20 protein-coding genes are annotated in these 16,230 nt (G+C 48.5%); 15 read left to right on the top strand and 5 right to left on the bottom strand.

The annotated features are described in order from the left end of the window. The first annotated feature begins 57 nt into the window (after window positions 1-57). From FPE01S_RS15660 to FPE01S_RS15645, 4 genes are all read left to right on the top strand, one after another. Window positions 58-1,230 carry an amine oxidase gene (locus FPE01S_RS15660; protein ID WP_046370015.1) on the top strand — a complete coding sequence of 391 codons (1,173 nt, stop codon included), beginning with the start codon at window positions 58-60 and terminating at the stop codon, window positions 1,228-1,230. 247 nt (window positions 1,231-1,477) lie between these two features. Next, a complete protein-coding gene (locus tag FPE01S_RS26015; protein ID WP_169749179.1) occupies window positions 1,478-1,780 on the top strand; it encodes a hypothetical protein in 303 nt (100 codons plus the stop codon). Beyond that, entirely contained in the window at window positions 1,722-2,138 is a 417-nt protein-coding gene (locus FPE01S_RS15650; protein ID WP_046370013.1) for a GreA/GreB family elongation factor, read from the top strand. Before FPE01S_RS26015 ends, FPE01S_RS15650 begins: the two co-directional genes overlap by 59 nt. A 2-nt stretch (window positions 2,139-2,140) precedes the next feature. After that, on the top strand, window positions 2,141-2,638 hold the full coding sequence (locus FPE01S_RS15645; RefSeq protein WP_157474060.1) for a hypothetical protein: 498 nt from the start codon (window positions 2,141-2,143) through the stop codon (window positions 2,636-2,638). 363 nt (window positions 2,639-3,001) lie between these two features. Here the strand turns inward: FPE01S_RS15645 and FPE01S_RS15640 are convergent, their stop codons facing one another. Continuing rightward, the gene (locus FPE01S_RS15640; protein WP_046370011.1) at window positions 3,002-3,223 is read right to left on the bottom strand and encodes a hypothetical protein; all 222 of its coding nucleotides are present in this window, start codon (window positions 3,221-3,223) and stop codon (window positions 3,002-3,004) included. Window positions 3,224-3,296: 73 nt separating this feature from the next. On the opposite strand from FPE01S_RS15640, the gene FPE01S_RS15635 reads away from it, so the two are divergent. The 4 genes from FPE01S_RS15635 to FPE01S_RS15620 all read left to right on the top strand — a co-directional run bounded on the left by FPE01S_RS15635 (window position 3,297) and on the right by FPE01S_RS15620 (window position 6,886). Next, a complete protein-coding gene (locus FPE01S_RS15635) occupies window positions 3,297-3,917 on the top strand; it encodes a DUF2199 domain-containing protein (protein WP_072054006.1) in 621 nt (206 codons plus the stop codon). After that, the gene (locus FPE01S_RS15630; protein ID WP_157474059.1) at window positions 3,896-4,549 is read left to right on the top strand and encodes a hypothetical protein; all 654 of its coding nucleotides are present in this window, start codon (window positions 3,896-3,898) and stop codon (window positions 4,547-4,549) included. The genes FPE01S_RS15635 and FPE01S_RS15630 overlap by 22 nt, the downstream gene beginning before the upstream one ends. A gap of 9 nt (window positions 4,550-4,558) precedes the next feature. Beyond that, complete coding sequence (locus FPE01S_RS26255; RefSeq protein ID WP_046370009.1) at window positions 4,559-6,097, top strand: DNA recombination protein RmuC; 1,539 nt, start codon at window positions 4,559-4,561, stop codon at window positions 6,095-6,097. Window positions 6,098-6,205: 108 nt separating this feature from the next. Next, a complete protein-coding gene (locus FPE01S_RS15620; RefSeq protein WP_046370008.1) occupies window positions 6,206-6,886 on the top strand; it encodes a hypothetical protein in 681 nt (226 codons plus the stop codon). Between the two features lie 132 nt (window positions 6,887-7,018). On the opposite strand, the gene FPE01S_RS15615 is transcribed toward FPE01S_RS15620, so the two are convergent. Further along, window positions 7,019-7,846, bottom strand: coding sequence for a sulfite exporter TauE/SafE family protein (locus FPE01S_RS15615; RefSeq protein WP_083990335.1), 828 nt, complete (start codon window positions 7,844-7,846; stop codon window positions 7,019-7,021). Between the two features lie 84 nt (window positions 7,847-7,930). Here FPE01S_RS15615 and FPE01S_RS15610 point away from each other — a divergent pair, with 84 nt between their 5' ends. The 5 genes from FPE01S_RS15610 to FPE01S_RS15590 all read left to right on the top strand — a co-directional run bounded on the left by FPE01S_RS15610 (window position 7,931) and on the right by FPE01S_RS15590 (window position 11,632). Beyond that, window positions 7,931-8,563, top strand: a complete 633-nt coding sequence (locus FPE01S_RS15610) for a Crp/Fnr family transcriptional regulator (RefSeq protein WP_046370006.1) — start codon at window positions 7,931-7,933, stop codon at window positions 8,561-8,563. A 78-nt stretch (window positions 8,564-8,641) separates the two neighbouring features. Further along, window positions 8,642-10,318, top strand: coding sequence for an MBL fold metallo-hydrolase (locus FPE01S_RS15605; protein ID WP_072054005.1), 1,677 nt, complete (start codon window positions 8,642-8,644; stop codon window positions 10,316-10,318). Continuing rightward, the gene (locus FPE01S_RS15600; RefSeq protein WP_046370005.1) at window positions 10,315-10,533 is read left to right on the top strand and encodes a hypothetical protein; all 219 of its coding nucleotides are present in this window, start codon (window positions 10,315-10,317) and stop codon (window positions 10,531-10,533) included. Before FPE01S_RS15605 ends, FPE01S_RS15600 begins: the two co-directional genes overlap by 4 nt. A gap of 23 nt (window positions 10,534-10,556) precedes the next feature. After that, window positions 10,557-11,120 carry a YeeE/YedE family protein gene (locus FPE01S_RS15595; protein ID WP_046370004.1) on the top strand — a complete coding sequence of 188 codons (564 nt, stop codon included), beginning with the start codon at window positions 10,557-10,559 and terminating at the stop codon, window positions 11,118-11,120. A gap of 20 nt (window positions 11,121-11,140) precedes the next feature. Next, entirely contained in the window at window positions 11,141-11,632 is a 492-nt protein-coding gene (locus FPE01S_RS15590) for a DUF6691 family protein (RefSeq protein ID WP_046370003.1), read from the top strand. A 153-nt stretch (window positions 11,633-11,785) separates the two neighbouring features. Here the strand turns inward: FPE01S_RS15590 and FPE01S_RS15585 are convergent, their stop codons facing one another. After that, window positions 11,786-12,628: a helix-turn-helix domain-containing protein gene (locus FPE01S_RS15585; protein WP_245624011.1), complete on the bottom strand. Its 843-nt coding sequence runs from the start codon at window positions 12,626-12,628 to the stop codon at window positions 11,786-11,788. Between the two features lie 5 nt (window positions 12,629-12,633). Continuing rightward, complete coding sequence (locus FPE01S_RS15580; RefSeq protein ID WP_046370001.1) at window positions 12,634-13,653, bottom strand: SDR family NAD(P)-dependent oxidoreductase; 1,020 nt, start codon at window positions 13,651-13,653, stop codon at window positions 12,634-12,636. Window positions 13,654-13,905: 252 nt separating this feature from the next. Here FPE01S_RS15580 and FPE01S_RS15575 point away from each other — a divergent pair, with 252 nt between their 5' ends. Beyond that, complete coding sequence (locus tag FPE01S_RS15575; protein ID WP_046370000.1) at window positions 13,906-14,244, top strand: hypothetical protein; 339 nt, start codon at window positions 13,906-13,908, stop codon at window positions 14,242-14,244. Window positions 14,245-14,322: 78 nt separating this feature from the next. Beyond that, window positions 14,323-15,381, top strand: coding sequence for a DUF998 domain-containing protein (locus FPE01S_RS24995; protein WP_052955887.1), 1,059 nt, complete (start codon window positions 14,323-14,325; stop codon window positions 15,379-15,381). Here FPE01S_RS24995 and FPE01S_RS15565 read toward each other — a convergent pair. Continuing rightward, window positions 15,370-16,203, bottom strand: coding sequence for a CHAD domain-containing protein (locus FPE01S_RS15565; protein ID WP_046369999.1), 834 nt, complete (start codon window positions 16,201-16,203; stop codon window positions 15,370-15,372). The two genes, FPE01S_RS24995 and FPE01S_RS15565, sit on opposite strands and share 12 nt — an antisense overlap. Window positions 16,204-16,230: the final 27 nt, after the last annotated feature.

Below are 16,230 nucleotides of genomic sequence, written 5' to 3'. Positions count from 1 at the left end.
TGAACTGTTGATTCAGAATGTATAGATAAAATTTGATGCCAAAAATCGATTTACCATATGGAAAACAATCCTTTCAGAAGTTTCTGGATGGGCGGCTATGAGTGTGCCGACATCCTCAATGCATTTGGTAACAGGGTTAACCTCCAACGGCTATCGGGTCATAAGGACCGGTTGGTGGCGGACTACCGTGACCTGACCCATTTCGGAATAAGGACAGTACGGGAAGGAATTTGCTGGAGTGCAGTGGAGCGCCGGGCCTACCGGTATGATTGGACGACGGTGACGGCCATGATCCATACGGGAAGGCAGATGGGCGTGCAACAGGTCTGGGACATGTGCCATTTCGGATTTCCTGATGATCTTTCGCCTTTGCATCCCATGTTTGCCCGGCGTTTCGCCGCTTTGTGCCGCGCGTTTGTGCAACATTATCGTTCGAACGAACCAGACGGGCCGTTGATTGTAGTGCCGATCAATGAAGTAAGTTTTATCTCATGGCTCGGGGGAGATGTACGGGGCACAGTGCCATATTGCGTCGGGCAGGGATGGGAAGTAAAGTATGCCCTGATGCGTGCATATATAGAAGGAATCTATGCCATGAGGGAGGTGGATCCGGGAGTCAGGTTGCTTACCACGGAGCCTTTGATCAACAGGGTACCCTGTGGTGACGCAACGCCGGAGCAAATGGAACAGGCTGCCTTTGAACATGCATTACAATACCAGGCAGTCGATATGTTGTGCGGCGTTATTTGTCCGGAGCTGGGTGGCAACCGCAGCCTGCTCGACATAATGGGGGTGAATTATTATCACAACAACCAGTTGATAGCAGGTACCGATGATTGCCTGCCCTGGGTGAACACCGCCTGCGATCCGCGCTGGCGTTCAATGAGTGACCTGATGCTGGAAGCCTGGCTGCGTTACGATTGTCCATTGCTGTTAGCAGAAACCAGTCATCCCGGAATTGATCGCCCCGATTGGATTCGGTATGTCGGAAAAGAAGCTGCGGTTGCGCTGCAGCATGGATTACCTCTGTGGGGCATTTGCCTTTACCCCGTCATCGACCGTCCCGACTGGAATGAAATGGAAAACTGGCATCGTTCCGGTTTGTGGGATGCTGTAGCAGGGGAAGATGGCTCTGTCGGCCGCGAACTGGTGGAGCCCTATGCAATTGCCCTGCAGGAAGTAATGGAGCAGGTAGAGAATGCAGTACTCTTGGCGCCTATTGCTGATTAAAAGCTAATTAAACCCTGCGTTTAACAATTCTGAAGCATCTTTCGCATACCTATTTTGATACCTTCATGCCATGTCAGCACGGCACGCAAATATTTATTTCTTTCCAACCTGCAAGGACTTTCATTTCTAGTCCCCGGTCTCTGCTTTTCACCTGACCGGGGTCTTCATCAATAATTACTGATTCTGCAACTGCAATTGTTCACCAGCGGTCAACAACATGGCTTTGCCCGCTGCAAAGGGAATTCTCATGCAAAACCAAAGTTCTGTGAGGGTAAGCGGCATCATCCTGTTGCTGCTGGTCATAATCAATAGCATCATTATAAGAGAAGCATATACCGGAAATGAAAAATGGTACCTGGCACTCGTTGTCAGTGTGCCCCTGCTTATGCTCGCAATGTTCAGTAATGGCCAGCAAAAGCCTGTGCGGTTATATATCCCGTTCAGGCAAACCTATTTTCAGCAAAGCAAAATGCACATCAAACATACCGATCATGAAAAACAAGGCAAAGACTCCAGCCGCTGTAAAAAAACACTTACTGCTTACCAGTGATGACCACGAACTGTTGCTTTTCTATCTGAAGGGCGGCACCGAGGTCAAATCATTTGACCGCAGCAATATTGCGGCGCTGCAGGAAGAATTAAAACGTGCACAGCTGGTTGACAAAGCTGATTTTCCGCGTGATGTCGTGAAGATCAATTCACGGGTAAAGGTGAAGATGGAGGGAAAGAAGGAGGCAATGGAATTTACAGTAGTGACTCCGGATAAAGCGGATATCCGTGAAAGAAAAATCTCGGTACTGGCGCCTGTCGGAACAGCACTGCTCGGATTCCGGAAAGGGCAGCAGGTGCAATGGGAAGTTCCGGCAGGAAAAAAGACATTCACCATTCTCGAAGTAAAAAATGAATAGGGATGCACCTGTTGTTAGTCATATTTCTTGTGTTGTCTCCCTTCCTTTTCTGGCTGGGCTTCAGGTCTGTATTCGTCCAACGGAGAAAAAAAGGAATGAAGGCCGTCAGGGAGGTTTATCACAGCATTACGGCCAGACATGCACTCTCCATCTCAGATGTTGATGTATTCGGAAACAGGCTGATCGCCATCGACAAACATTTCAGTAAACTGGTGATGGTCGTTCACAGGAATGCCGTAACCTGGGAAACCTGTGTCGATACCAGTAACATCCTGTTTTGCCGGGTGATCAAAGAACAGCAGGAAGGTACGCGTGGTTTCCGCCGGGTACGACTGGAAATCACGCTGGATGATGCAGCTGAACCGCTTGGGTTCGTGTTTTTTGAGGAGGAAGCTGATGACCGGCGGGAACTTCCCTACAGGGTGCAAAGGGCGCAGTTCTGGAAGCGGCTGATCCAGTTGCAGCTGAGTTTTATCCAGGTTTCACAAAAGGTGAATTGAGGGCGGTAATACGCGCCTTTTTTTTCCCGCAGGATTTTTTTTCTCGCAGGGCTCAGAGGAGCTGAGGCGCAGAGGGAAAAAGTCGCGAGGTCGGTGTTCAGTTGCTGAAGTAATAGTGTGAAGAAACCAAATAGCCAGATATGAAAATGCAATATTTCAGTTGTGGTTTTGTATTCCGTTGAGGATCTGGTCCAGGAACAACGATTGCGTCTTTGCTCAATATAATTGAATAGGATGGGCTGGTATCCCAGACCTCTTGCCTAAAATTATTATCAATATTAAATTTCAACCGTTTTCCCGCGAAATCGTCAACTGTACCAAAAACAATATCCCCTCCCCGCAACAATTGCTCGCGGGTCACGCTTAGGCCAAATAACGTATCTCTCTTGTAACCAGAAATTTCTTCTTCGTACGACCATCGTCCTCAAATCTGAACTTCAAAGTATATTGATACTTGCTGCTCTCCCCCACCCCGGACATAGCCCGGTTATAAATGGCAATAACTGAATCCTGGTTCTCAGGGATCTGACCAGATAATTCTGTCTGAAGTAATACAAGGACAAAAGCAAGCAGGCTGATTTTCATAGCTGACAATTAAACGAATCGAGGTCAAATTAGAAATTTCGTCTTAATATGCTGAATTTTCTATCTTAACCCGGTGAACATATCCATCAAATTTACCTGCAGTTGCTGCGGAAAGGAACACGAAGAATGGCCTTCCCTTGCTTTCTCCTCTCCTGACAATTACGACTGTTTATCGCCGGATGCCAGGGAAACAATTGCCAGGCTGGAGGGTGACTTTTGCATTGTTCACCACCCGGCTCAGACAGACCGCTTCATACGTTGTTCTTTGAATCAAAAGGTCAACTATTCCTGCCAGGACCTCAACTATGGCTTGTGGGTTTCCCTCAGCGAGAAAAGTTACGATGATTACCTTGCCAATTTTAACAATGATAACCACGAAACCACCTATTTCGGTTGGTTATGCAATGGGATACCAGGATACAATTTCGACTCTTCGATTCCCATGAATGTCTTCACCCAAAAAGGAAACTTACGTCCCGTTATTGAGCCACATGAATCATTTGACCATCCGTTTGTAAAAGATTATTACCAGGGCATCACAAAAGACGAAGCTGACCGGCGGGTCAACCAGATGCTTGACCTTATTGAAGCAATTGCTGACCCCGGTAAGAAAAAAAACATAAGCATTGCCACGGCGACAGTTGCCGGAGAGGCAGAACGAAAATCTAAGTGGTGGAAGGTCTGGAAATACTGAAATACAACTTTCTCAGGAAACTGGTCATTCTATCTGTTATCTTAACGGGCAGTTGGCATCAGGTCTTTGCCCAAAAACAAGCTGGGTTCCTCATTCAGTGCTTCGTCACTGCAAACGAAAAGGACACTTCCAATTTTGAATACCTGTTCTCGCTTTTTATCAGCGCGGAAGATTTTCTGAATATGCATTGCGACTCCATGACCCTGAACGAAAACGATCACGGTTGCGATTTCTCAAAACAATTGAATGAACTTTTTCAAAATAAAACTCAGTTTGTTGACACTCGGTACAAGACGAATGAGTATTTGGATAAAACCTGTACGGCGAACCCGGTTACCTTAAACCTATGGAAACCATGGTTTGGCGGAGTCACCAAGACTATCACGATCTACGACAATTACCGGTATGTGCTCCATGCTGGCAAAGTAGAGGTTTCTCCATGCTGGCTAAGACGAAGCTTTGCCCCAGATGACTTTTATTCCGCATTTAAGCTGAGAATTGCCCTGTCTGCGTTTCAGCGGCAGGAGATCTCACCAACAGAAACGAAACGGCTTCAGGACGACTTTTCAAAACTCATTTATCAAAATAAGACATTGCAGCCGGATTCAACAAACAGACGACACCTTTACTAAATTTTGACGATGGAAACGACTATTATATTACTGGTTCTGATTTTATTTATACTAACCGTCGTAGCGTACTTCAGTTTCAGGGCAGCGCAGCCCAAGCCGGATAGCCGGCTTACGGATCTGAAGTTCACGGTCGATAACCTTAAAGCCGACCTCGGAAAAATTGAACAGGTGGTCAGGACAGAGATCGCCACAAACCGGACTGAAAGTAATGCTGCCCTGCGCGAATCAAGAGAGGAGCTGACCAGGTCGCTGGGCGTATTTTCTGAAGTGGTCACGAAGTCCTTTGGCGCAACCAATGAGGCGCAGCAAAACCAGCTGGAAGCTTTTTCCAGGAACCTGGGCGCCCTGACAAAGTCGTTTGATGAAAAGCAGGTACTGCTGATCACCACTATCGAACAAAAATTAAAGGAGGGCGCAGAAAGCGCTGCGACACAAAACAAGGAAAGCCGGGCAGAATTATCCGGTGCGCTGAAGGACTTCCACGAGCGGCAGCGGGAAAACTTCAACAACCTGACGAAGAGCCAGGACAATCAGAATGCGTCCATCACGGAGAAGATCTCCGGCATGACCACGGCGCTGCAAACCGGATTGAAGAGTATGCAGGAAGGCAATGAAAAGAAGCTGGATGAAATGCGCAAGACCGTTGACGAAAAGCTTCATGATACGCTGGAGAAAAGGTTGGGAGAGTCTTTCAAATTTGTGAGTGAGCGGCTCGAAGCAGTACACAGGGGCCTCGGGGATATGCAGCACCTGGCGACCAATGTCGGTGATCTGAAGAAGGTGCTGTCGAATGTGAAATCAAGGGGCGTGCTGGGCGAATACCAGCTATTGAATATCCTGGAAGACCTGCTGACGAATGAGCAATATGAAAAGAATGTGAAGACTAAGGAAGGTTCCGGCGCCCTGGTAGAGTTTGCGATCAGGATGCCCAACGGAAAAGATACGCAGAAGTCGCTCTGGCTGCCGATCGATTCAAAGTTTCCCAGGGAAGACTATGAAGCATTGATCAATGCCTACGAGGAGGGCGATGCAGAAAACCTCGAGGGCCTGCGCAGGTCGTTCCGTAACGGCATTATCAAAAATGCGCGGGACATTAAAGAGAAATATATTGATCCCCCAAATACAACAGAATACGGGATCATGTTCCTCCCCTTTGAAAGCCTGTATGCAGAGGTATTGAGAACGCCCGGCTTATTTGAGCAGGTGCAGAAGGAATACAAGATCACCATCACCGGGCCAACCACCCTGAGCGCGCTGATCAACAGTCTCCAGATGGGCTTCCGGACGCTGGCGATCGAAAAGCGCAGCAGCGAAGTGTGGGACCTGTTGGGAGCAGTGAAAACGGAGTTTTCTGCCTTTGGCGAAATCCTGGACAAAACGCAGAAAAAGCTGCAGGAGGCTAGCAATGTGATCGACAGGGCGGGCGTACGCACGCGGGCGATTGAGAAGAAACTACGGAAGGTACAGGAGCTGCCGGCGGCACAGTCGGCAGAGATGATCGACGATATCGAGGCTTCGTTTGGAGAAGAAGGGGGCGTTGCGACCTGAAGTCGGGTGCGTAGGATCGCCAAAATGGAGTTAAGATCCGGTAAAGCCTTTTAAAAACGCGTTTTTTTTATCACCTTAAGGTTCATAAAACCTGCAAAACCTTATACCATGAGAAAACAATTCCTGGCATGTCTTACTGCCTGCACCCTGCTGTTCTTTTCCTGCTCAAAAGACAAGCCCGGTACGAACCTGCCACAAGCCCCAACAGCTAAAGCAGAATACGACCACAGCAACTACGGTGTCTATAAAGGTGTAATTGGTCGCCCGAACGGCATCGTAGACATTAACCTCATGAATGACGGCAAAGTATCGGCAAAAATAATAATCGACAATGTTACTTATCTCTTTACAACCACAGACCTGCTGTTGAAAGATCAGCCTTGCGTGCTGGTTTTCCATAACGCAAATAGTTACTTTAAACTCTACGTTTCTGCTGATGGAAATTATGCAGCTATTGAAGAATTCGTTTTAGAAAATTATCCTTTTGTCAAAACGGTAATCACCAAAGAAACGTCTGACGCCATGGTAAAACGTTACGAAACTACTTATACCAGTTTTTCATCAACAGAAACCTATTTCATGGTGCTCAACAACAATAAAATAGGAGGATTATTTGAACAAAACAACACATCCACCATTGCCTTCACCGGGATTGTTTCCGGCAACGATATCCTGATCTCATCGTACAATGAATATTATCTAACAGGGCAAACCAGCGGAGAGAATATTTCAGGCAAATGGGATATAGGAAATAGCAGCGGTACCTGGACAAGCAAACGGGTGTATTGATTGTTTATAAGTTTGGAAGTTTATTGGTATAGTAGTTTGCTTAGGAGCAATACTTCCTGTAAATATGGGATCAATTTTTCCAACCTTTTTGCGCCTTTGCCCCTTTGCGTGGCGCGCTTCGGCAGCCAGCGCCTACCCCATCGCGAAAATCAGTTCTTTATACAAAATATAAACACCCATAATGAGCACAAACCACCCGAAAGTTTTTTTCAGTCTGCCTGCGGGAATCTTACTATTGAGAAAACTACCCAGCAGGATGCCAGCAATAGCGAGCCCGGTTACGACAAACAGCAACTGCCAGTTGATGCTGTCCTGATGCAGGTTCCCGGTAAACCCAATCAGGGAATTCAGTGCAATCACAAGCAGTGAAGTGCCAACGGCCTCCTTCATGGGAAGGTGCAGCAATAACACCATCGCGGGGATCAGCAGGAAACCGCCGCCTGCGCCGAGCATTCCTGTAACGAACCCGATCGATGTACCAAATAAGATCAGCTTGCCTGCCGGGAACTTTTGGCCGCTTTTTTCATGGGTTGTAGGATTTCCCGCCGCTTCCGTGACTGGTTTATTATTCCCCCGCATCATAAAAACGGAAGAGATCACCATCAACAGGGCAAACAGTACCATGGTCAGCCAGCTTTCTGTTATCGAAAAGCCACGGATGGTGGCGATCTGCTCCGGGATCGCAGGAACCAGCCATTTGCGGGTGGCGAAAACGGCCCCCACTGATGTAGCAGCGAACAATAAAGCCATCCTGATGTTTACAGTACCCTGACGGTATTGCTTTGCAGCACCGACAAGGCTGGTGGAACCAACTACAAAAAGTGAATAGGAAGTTGCCGTTACCGGTGAAATGCCAAAAAGATAAACCATTACCGGCATCGTCAATATCGATCCGCCACCGCCGATTAGTCCAAGCGAGATACCGATCAACAGGGAGGCAATATATCCAAGAAGATGCATGATGTAATTTTCATCAAAGTTGCCGCACATCCCTGTGGCAGTGGGTGATAAAAGTCACCCACAGAATTTTGGTAAATTAACAGTATGGAAGAAAGATATCCCATCCGGCAGATTTTCCCCGGACTTGAAGAAGGACTTTATGAAGAACTGGAGCAGTACGCCGATATAAAAGAGATCCCGGCCGGCACGCAGATGCTGCGCAAGGGACAAACCATCCGGTCGACGATGCTGGTGCTTGATGGCATCGTCAAACTCTACCAGGACGACGAGGAAGGGAATGAATTCTTCATGTACGATATTGAACCCGGTGAAGCCTGTGCCGTATCGATGGTGTGTACCTACCGGCAGGAAAACAGCCAGGTGGTAGCCAAAGCGTTAACGGACGTGGTGGTGCTGAATATCCCGATTCAGTATATGGATGAATGGCTGGGGAAATACAAAAGCTGGCACTATTTCGTGATCCGCACCTGGCGGGCGCGTTACGATGAACTGCTGCGCACGATCAACGATATCGCCTTCCGGAATATGGATGAACGCCTGTTGTCCTATATCGAAAAACAGGTGGAGAAAATGGGGCGGCAGGTGAAGCTGACCCACCAGGAGATCGCAACTGACCTCAATTCTTCCCGGGAAGTGATCAGCCGCCTGATGAAAAAAATGGAAAAGAATGGCTGGCTCATCTCCCACCGCAATTCCTTCGAATGGACGAAACCCTGATCATGCTGTTATGTGACCAAGATCACTGATGGGCGAAAATGCATGTTCCATCTTTGTGGAACAGTAAAACAATACACTATGTATTTTCAGCACATTTATGATAAAAGCCTGGCACAGGGCAGTTATTTTATCGGTTGTCAGCAAGCCGGCGTGGCGGCAGTAATCGACCCTAAACGGGATGTGGACACTTATCTCAAGATCGCTGAAGAGCAGAAAATGCAGATCACCCACATTTTTGAAACGCATATACATGCCGATTTCCTTTCCGGTTCGCGGGAACTGGCTGCCCTCACCGGTGCAAAGCTGTATCTCTCTGATGAAGGCGGACCAGACTGGCAATACGAATTTGATCATATCGGTCTTAAAGACGGCAGCAGTGTCAAACTGGGTAACCTCAGGTTCGATGTGTTGCATACACCCGGACATACGCCGGAAAGCATCAGCTTTCTTCTGACAGATATACCGGCAAGTGAGGAACCCGTCATGTTGTTTACAGGCGATTTCGTGTTCGTAGGTGATATCGGCAGGCCCGACCTGCTGGAAAAAGCTGCAGGCCTCACGGGTACACAGGAACCCGGCGCACGCCAGATGTTTGCTTCCCTTAAAAAATTCAGTGCATTACCCCCTTATGTGCAGGTATGGCCCGGCCACGGTGCAGGCTCCGCCTGCGGCAAAGCACTGGGTGCTGTACCCTCCACTACGACGGGATATGAGTTGGAGCGGAACTGGGCTTTCCGTTTTGAAGAGGATGAAGCCGGATTCGTCAAATACCTGCTGGAAGATCAACCCGAACCGCCCCGCTATTTCGCGATGATGAAAAAACTCAACAAGATCAACCGTCCATTACTGACGGAGGTTCCTGCTATACGGGAACTGAGTATTGATGAAGTGAACGCAGCGATGGAGCAAGGATTTCCGCTTATCGATACCAGGGAAAAGAGCGCCTTTGCGGCTGGCTATATTCCGGGCAGCATCAATATCCAGGGGAACAATTCATTCAACACCTGGGCCGGATGGTTTCTCGATTATGAAACGCCTTTTATGCTGATAGCGGATCCTGCGAACCTTGACGACCTGACCCGCAAACTCATGCGCATCGGGCTGGACAATATCCTGGGCTATATCCCTTCCGTTCAGCAATGGGAAGCAGCCGGAGGTGAATTGGAGCAGGAACCGGTGATCACACTGGACAAGTTTAAAGAACTGTATTACGGGGAAGAAGATATTGATGTGATCGATCTCCGCGGCGCCACTGAATACCAGTCCGGTCACATCAAAGGCGCCCGGCATCTTTTTATCGGAAACCTGTTGAATAACCTTCACCTGGTCAGCAAGGATAAAAAGGTGGTAATTCACTGCCAGGGGGGCGATCGCGCTACCATCGGGTATTCCCTCCTGGCAAAACACGGGTATACCAATATCCTGAATTTTTCAGGCAGCATGAATGCCTGGCTGCAGGGTGGAAATGCAGTTGCAAAAGCAGGCGTTACACAATTTGTGGACGTGAGAACGAAGGAAGAATTTGCTGCCGGGCACGTTCCCGGTGCCCTGAACATTCCGCTTCAGGACCTTTCAGAAAGGATCAATGAGATCGTTGACCTCGGCAATAAGCCCGTGGTATTTTATTGCAAAAGCGGATACAGGAGTGGCCTGGCTGCCAAACAATTAAAGGAAAAAGGATATGACCAGGTATATAATGGCGGTGGCCTCGAAGAAGTCAAAGCACTCTATAAGAATAAAACAGTCCGTTTATGAAAGCCCTGATCACCAAAGGATGGAACCTGATGCGCATATTGCGACTTGCAACAGGCATTGCTGCAATAGTCTATGCCCTGATCACCAGGGAGACTATTGCCGGCATCGCAGGGATCTTCCTGGTCGTAATGGGACTATTCAATGCTGGTTGTAGTACAGGAACCTGTTCAATTCCCCGGCACCGCCGCTCCCGGGGCAAAAGACGACACCAATAGTTTTGCGTTCTTAATTATCATACATGCTTCAAACTCTGCAACAACCCTGGCCATGGTATGTGGCCGGTGCGCTGATCGGGCTTATCGTACCCGCCCTGCTCCTTTTGGGTAACAAACATTTTGGCATTTCCGCCAACCTGCGTCATGCCTGTGCAGCCTGTTTCCCGGCTGGCATCAAATTCTTCCAGTACGACTGGAGAAAGGAAATATGGAACTTCTTTTTTGTCGGCGGAATACTGGCAGGTGCCATACTGACCATACAGTTGATCCCAAATCCGGATCCGGTAGTAATCCACCCCGCACTGGAAAGGGAATTGGCGGGGTATGGCATCATCGATCACAGCGGCTTACAGCCCGGTGAGCTTTTTTCCTGGAGCAGCCTGTTCACCGTGAGGGGACTGATCATGCTGGTAGGCGGCGGCTTCCTGGTAGGTTTTGGCACCCGGTATGCCGGCGGTTGTACATCGGGTCATGCGATCATGGGGCTGAGCAACCTCCAATGGCCATCGCTGGTAGCAACCGTAATGTTCATGGCAGGTGGACTGATCATGGCAAACCTGCTCCTGCCCTATATTCTGCATCTGTAAATTATCTGAAAACAATCACAATGGAATCTATCAGTCAACAGGATACCATCAGGCAACAGGATACAATTTGTATCAATGAATCGGAAAAACAACATCCCTGGTGGTACAATTTCAAATACATGGCCGTAGGCATGCTGTTTGGCGTCGTGTTCCTCAAGGCGGAGATCATCAGCTGGTTCCGCATACAGGAAATGTTTCGCCTTCAAAGCTTTCATATGTATGGGGTGATCGGAACAGCAATAATAGTGGGCGTGATCTCCATCTGGCTGATCAAAAAATTCAAAATCAAAACCATTCACGGGGAGGAGATCGTGTTTCACCCCAAAAAATTCAACAAGGGCCAGATCTATGGCGGACTGATCTTTGGCCTCGGCTGGGCATTGACCGGTGCTTGTCCCGGCCCGCTTTTCGCCCAGATCGGAACAGGGGTTACAGTAGTGATCGTGGTATTGCTGAGTGCCATTGCCGGCACGTGGACCTATGGCTATTTCCGGGAACGGTTACCGCACTAGAAATAGTTCAATTGTTTATTATTTTAATTGTTTAGAAGTTGGCTTTGACGGATTACAACCCGGAGTAACGAAAACTAAATATTCCTCATTGCGCCTTTGCACCTTGGCGTGCTTTGCGTGAAATTAAAAAGCGCGCAGCGCTTTGCGGGCAAACTAGCCTTTTCCTGCGAGCAATTCCGATGGCGCATACCCGAAATGTTTTTTGAACGCAAAAGAAAAATGAGAAAGGTTCTCAAAGCCGACCTCGTAGCACACATCGATGGGTTTCATCTTCTTTTCCGCGAACTGGTAGTGCGCAAGTTCCAGGCGTTTCCGGGTGAGCCAGCGCTGCGGTGTACTCGAAAAGACTTTCTTGAAATCCCGTTTAAAGGTTGTCAGGCTCCTTCCCGTCAGGTAACTGAATTTTTCAAGCGGCATATTGAACATGAAATTCTTTTCCATATAGTCCACGAGATCAATTTTTCCCGGCTCTTCGAAATTCGCGAGAATATTATCGATTGTTGAATCAATGGAACGCAGGATCGTAACGGCTTCAGTGATTTTCAGATTGGCGAGATCCGGTGGCAGGCTTGTCATGTCGAAATACGGCAAAAGCGAAGAGAGGCAGCTTTCCAGCAATGGGTGATGGGCATAATGGCGGATGCCGGGCGAATCTATTGCTGCCGGGCGGACGTCCAGCTTCGAATAAAAGTTGCGGAGCCAACCGGTCGTCAGGTGCATTACAACTGTTTTGTGCGGGAAACCATCTTTGGGATAATTAATGATTGTCGCCAGCTGGTTGCGCGGGATGAGGAAGATATCACCCTTCTGAAAAATCTGGGTGCCGCCTGTGCGCACTATTTTTGTTTCACCGGATAGGAACCAGACCAGCATATGCTGATCAAATATTATGTCCGATTTGAAGAATTTGTCCTGGTAACAGGACAACTTGATGTCTTCAGTAATGTATTTTGCCTGGTATTCCATGTTGCGGTCTTTCCCTGATGCTGTGAACAAATTTACTATTGGATGTCGAACCTCATGCCGGTCATTGTTTCGGCAAACCGCCATAGCCGTTTGGCTGCTTTCTCATCGAGGGAATATTCCATCACGCCATTTTCGTGGATCCTTGCCTTCGTGGGCATATTTGAATCGTCGGGGATCAGTTCCGCAATATCACCATCTTCGCAATACACACCGCCGATTTGATCCAGGGCCGGGCTGGTTGCAGCCCAGACTGTAGTGGCCGCACCCTGGGGGATGTTCTTTAATGCAGCAAGCACATCCGCACGGAGGCTGCCCTCTTCATCGAGAAATCCCATTTGATGGAAAAGTTCCGGTGGCGCTTCGCGGGCGAGTTCAGTACCGCCAATAGAGCCGGGATGAACAGAATAGGCCCTTACATGATGCTTTTTTGCACGATTGTCAAGTTCGAGGGCGAAAAGATTGCTGGCTGTTTTTGATTGACCGTAGGCGATAAGGGTTTCATAGGAACGATATTCAAAATTCGGATCTTCAAAATTGAATGGGGATAAATGATGGCCAAGCGAGGAGACATTCACTACGCGGGCGCCATTTGCCATCCTGAGGGCAGGCCAGAGTTTAGCAGTGAGGTGAAACTGCCCTATAAAATTGGTGGCAAGTTGTGATTCAATTCCTCGCCGGTCGTGGCGAAACGGTACCCACATGATACCTGCATTGTTGATCAGGAGATGAAGCGGGCGCTGTGAGGAGAGGAATTTTGTTGTAAATCCCTCGATCGACCAGGGATCCATCATATCGATCGCCTCAATTTCGATATTGGGAATGCCTTCAAGGTTTTTTGCTGCCTTCTGTACATCGCGTGCAGGAACGATCACGGTGGCGCCGGCAACCGCAAGTGACCTGGCAGTTTCAAGGCCTATGCCGGTATTTCCCCCGGTGACGATGGCGGTCCTGCCGGAAAGGTCAATGCCGCTGATGACGTCATCAGCAGTGGATGTTGCGTCGAAACCTGTGCGAAGTGGGTGTTGAAGGGCTCCCTGGTAATTGTGCTGTGTCATGATTGATCGTGTTTGATGACACAAAGCTAAAAAGCGCCAAAGCCGGAGGGTTTGTTCAGAAGGCCGAAGTTGTTTTGTTCAGCGGGCCAGGTGGGTTCATTTTCACGCAGAGCCTGCCTGCGCTTAAACATCAGCAGTCAACGCAACCCCAAACTTCAAACCCCAAACCTCAAACCATTATACCCCCTCTTGCACAACCAATTAATTCTTACTATCATTAAAGCAGATTTCTAAACCCCAAAACCTTAACCAATGGAATCAAACCCTACCGTTACCCAGGGCGAAAGCCTGCAGTCCTCCTATTCATATGCTGCGCACCTGCTGATCAATCAGAAACTTTCCGCAATGGAAACTAAAAATGCCCTCGTAGCGCAGGGACTCGATGAAACATCAGCCGTACAGGTCGTGGAAGAAACGTTGGTTCAGACAAAGGCTGCTGTGAAGGATCAGACGAAAAAAGACATGCTCTATGGTGCACTCTGGTGCGTTGGTGGCATTGTGGCCACCGCTGCCGATATCGGGTTTATTTTCTGGGGCGCTATCGTTTTTGGCGGCATCCAGTTTTTCAGAGGTGTGGCAAATGCTACCTAGACAGTCTGCTGATTAAAGTCATTTATCTGCGTGCCGGCAGTCATTGATCATGGTTGTTTCCTGTGTTAACTTGTTACCGTGACACCAAAAACAGTTATTCCGGCAAAATGGCCGCGCGCTTTGCTGCTACTGGTTCTCGCCTATGAGGCGTTGGGTTCTCTGGCAGGTGGTGTTTTGCTGATCGCCGCGCCTGACGGGCGCTATATGGACATGCCTGTTGCGTTGATGCGTGGCTATTTCGACAGCTTCCTGCTTCCCGGGGTTATTTTACTCGACCTGGGTCTGCTGGGGGTGTTTGCTTTTATTGCAGTGCTTCGCAGGTGGTACTTCGCCTGGCTACTGGTGGCAACCTCGCTGGGCGGGTGGATCATCTGGTTCATTGCAGAGATCGTTATCCTGCAGGAATTGCACTGGCTGCATGCGATGTGGGGCCTCCCTGTTTTGCTGGGGGCCATAGCCAGTGTACCACTTTTCATTTCGCGTTTTCCGAGTGCGGGTTCACAGCGGGTATTGCTCTGGTGCGGTATATTCTCTTCGCTCTGGTATGTTGCAATCAACTGCTTTGTTCCGCTGTATTACGATGGTTACAGTTTTGCAGGCCTTACTGTCAGTGAATTGTCGGCCATTCATGCGCCTACCAGGATCCTGTGGGTGCTACTGGCGCTTCCTTATCCACTATTGTTTGCCGCTTTCGGATGGGGTGTGTTGATGATGCCAGAAGGAAACCGGCTGTTGCGGATAACGGGTTCCCTGGTGATCGTTTACGCCATTTTTAACCTATACTGGCCACCCATGCATATGCGGGGCAATATGCCATCCCTCACAGATACACTGCATATTTGTTGGGCGATCGCTACCAACCTCTTCATGTGGCTTTTTATGATCCTTGCTGCTGCAGCCATAAAAGGGCGGTTTTGCAGCTTTACCATTATTGCCATAACACTGCATGTCATATTCGGGGCACTGACTTTTACAGAAGCGCCAAACATCGCTGTAAACGGACCGACGCCAATGATCGGCACCTGGGAAAGAATCAATATTGCCGTATTTATGTTGTGGGTGGTGGTATTTGCAGGGAACCAGCTCCGGAATGCTCCTTCCTTTGCAAAAGAATTACCGGGAAAATTAAGCCTGTAATTTACGGAACTGAAGCAATGCCTTTTTTTTCAGGCGGCATTTCTCGCCGCTCATATAATGCAATAGACGCCGGAGTCCATCGCCACCCGGAGGATCACTCAATGACTGTTCATGCCGTAGAATTGCCGATGCCGTTCTGGTATCATTGAAGGCACCCAATACGTCGGTCAATCTCTCTACAAATTTTACGTGGTCGTCGCTCCATTCTCCGGGAACGGGAGTTTTCAGATCGTCCTTATACAGTTTGGAGAGGTAAAGCATATCCTTAAGGTTTTTCCGGATGGTATGCAGTTCATCGTCTTTGAAATTTCCCGCGAGCAGCACTTCTTCAATATTTCGTTTTTTCAGCCGGAAATAAACATCCTTTTCGAGCGCAAAAGGAGTTGGTAAAGTTTCAGGAGAAGCAACGTCCGATTCAGCGAGGATAGTTGCCAGCTGTTGTTCCAGCGCGATAAATTCCTGTTTATGCAACCAAACGGACTTTTCCTTCAGGAGGTCCCTGATTTTCTTTTCCAATGCAGAAATGGTGTCTTTAACATCATCGGACGGAAGGAAGATCATCTTCAATCGTTTCAGGCAAAGTTGCCGGTCGCGTATTTCACCAACCTGGCGGTACATTTTCTTCAACCGTTTGGGCAATTGCAGGGGTGGTTTATTTACACTGCCATCGCGCAGCATCCTGAGAAAGGCATGGAGTTTTTTAATATTCACACGGAACTGGTGAATCGTCTCCTCATCCGGTTGGCGGGGAATATCAACGCCTGCTGCAGCGAGTTTTTTGCAGTAACGGTGAAGAATTGATCTGGCATCTGCATCACCCATAAGATCTGTTGTGACAAAGTTACCTGT

The sequence above is a fragment of the Flavihumibacter petaseus NBRC 106054 genome (assembly GCF_000974785.1).
Classification (GTDB): Bacteria; Bacteroidota; Bacteroidia; order Chitinophagales; family Chitinophagaceae; genus Flavihumibacter; species Flavihumibacter petaseus.
The sequence above is the reverse complement of the archived record's forward strand: the minus strand, read 5'-3'. Positions and strand labels throughout refer to the sequence as shown.

Coding starts and splice junctions, on each gene's coding strand:
- FPE01S_RS15660 (WP_046370015.1), top strand. CDS start 58: ATGGAAAACAATCCTTTCAGAAGTTTCTGGATGGGCGGCTATGAGTGT.
- FPE01S_RS26015 (WP_169749179.1), top strand. CDS start 1,478: ATGCAAAACCAAAGTTCTGTGAGGGTAAGCGGCATCATCCTGTTGCTG.
- FPE01S_RS15650 (WP_046370013.1), top strand. CDS start 1,722: ATGAAAAACAAGGCAAAGACTCCAGCCGCTGTAAAAAAACACTTACTG.
- FPE01S_RS15645 (WP_157474060.1), top strand. CDS start 2,141: ATGCACCTGTTGTTAGTCATATTTCTTGTGTTGTCTCCCTTCCTTTTC.
- FPE01S_RS15640 (WP_046370011.1), bottom strand. CDS start 3,223: ATGAAAATCAGCCTGCTTGCTTTTGTCCTTGTATTACTTCAGACAGAA.
- FPE01S_RS26255 (WP_046370009.1), top strand. CDS start 4,559: ATGGAAACGACTATTATATTACTGGTTCTGATTTTATTTATACTAACC.
- FPE01S_RS15620 (WP_046370008.1), top strand. CDS start 6,206: ATGAGAAAACAATTCCTGGCATGTCTTACTGCCTGCACCCTGCTGTTC.
- FPE01S_RS15615 (WP_083990335.1), bottom strand. CDS start 7,846: ATGCATCTTCTTGGATATATTGCCTCCCTGTTGATCGGTATCTCGCTT.
- FPE01S_RS15610 (WP_046370006.1), top strand. CDS start 7,931: ATGGAAGAAAGATATCCCATCCGGCAGATTTTCCCCGGACTTGAAGAA.
- FPE01S_RS15605 (WP_072054005.1), top strand. CDS start 8,642: ATGTATTTTCAGCACATTTATGATAAAAGCCTGGCACAGGGCAGTTAT.
- FPE01S_RS15600 (WP_046370005.1), top strand. CDS start 10,315: ATGAAAGCCCTGATCACCAAAGGATGGAACCTGATGCGCATATTGCGA.
- FPE01S_RS15595 (WP_046370004.1), top strand. CDS start 10,557: ATGCTTCAAACTCTGCAACAACCCTGGCCATGGTATGTGGCCGGTGCG.
- FPE01S_RS15590 (WP_046370003.1), top strand. CDS start 11,141: ATGGAATCTATCAGTCAACAGGATACCATCAGGCAACAGGATACAATT.
- FPE01S_RS15580 (WP_046370001.1), bottom strand. CDS start 13,653: ATGACACAGCACAATTACCAGGGAGCCCTTCAACACCCACTTCGCACA.
- FPE01S_RS15575 (WP_046370000.1), top strand. CDS start 13,906: ATGGAATCAAACCCTACCGTTACCCAGGGCGAAAGCCTGCAGTCCTCC.
- FPE01S_RS15565 (WP_046369999.1), bottom strand. CDS start 16,203: ATGGGTGATGCAGATGCCAGATCAATTCTTCACCGTTACTGCAAAAAA.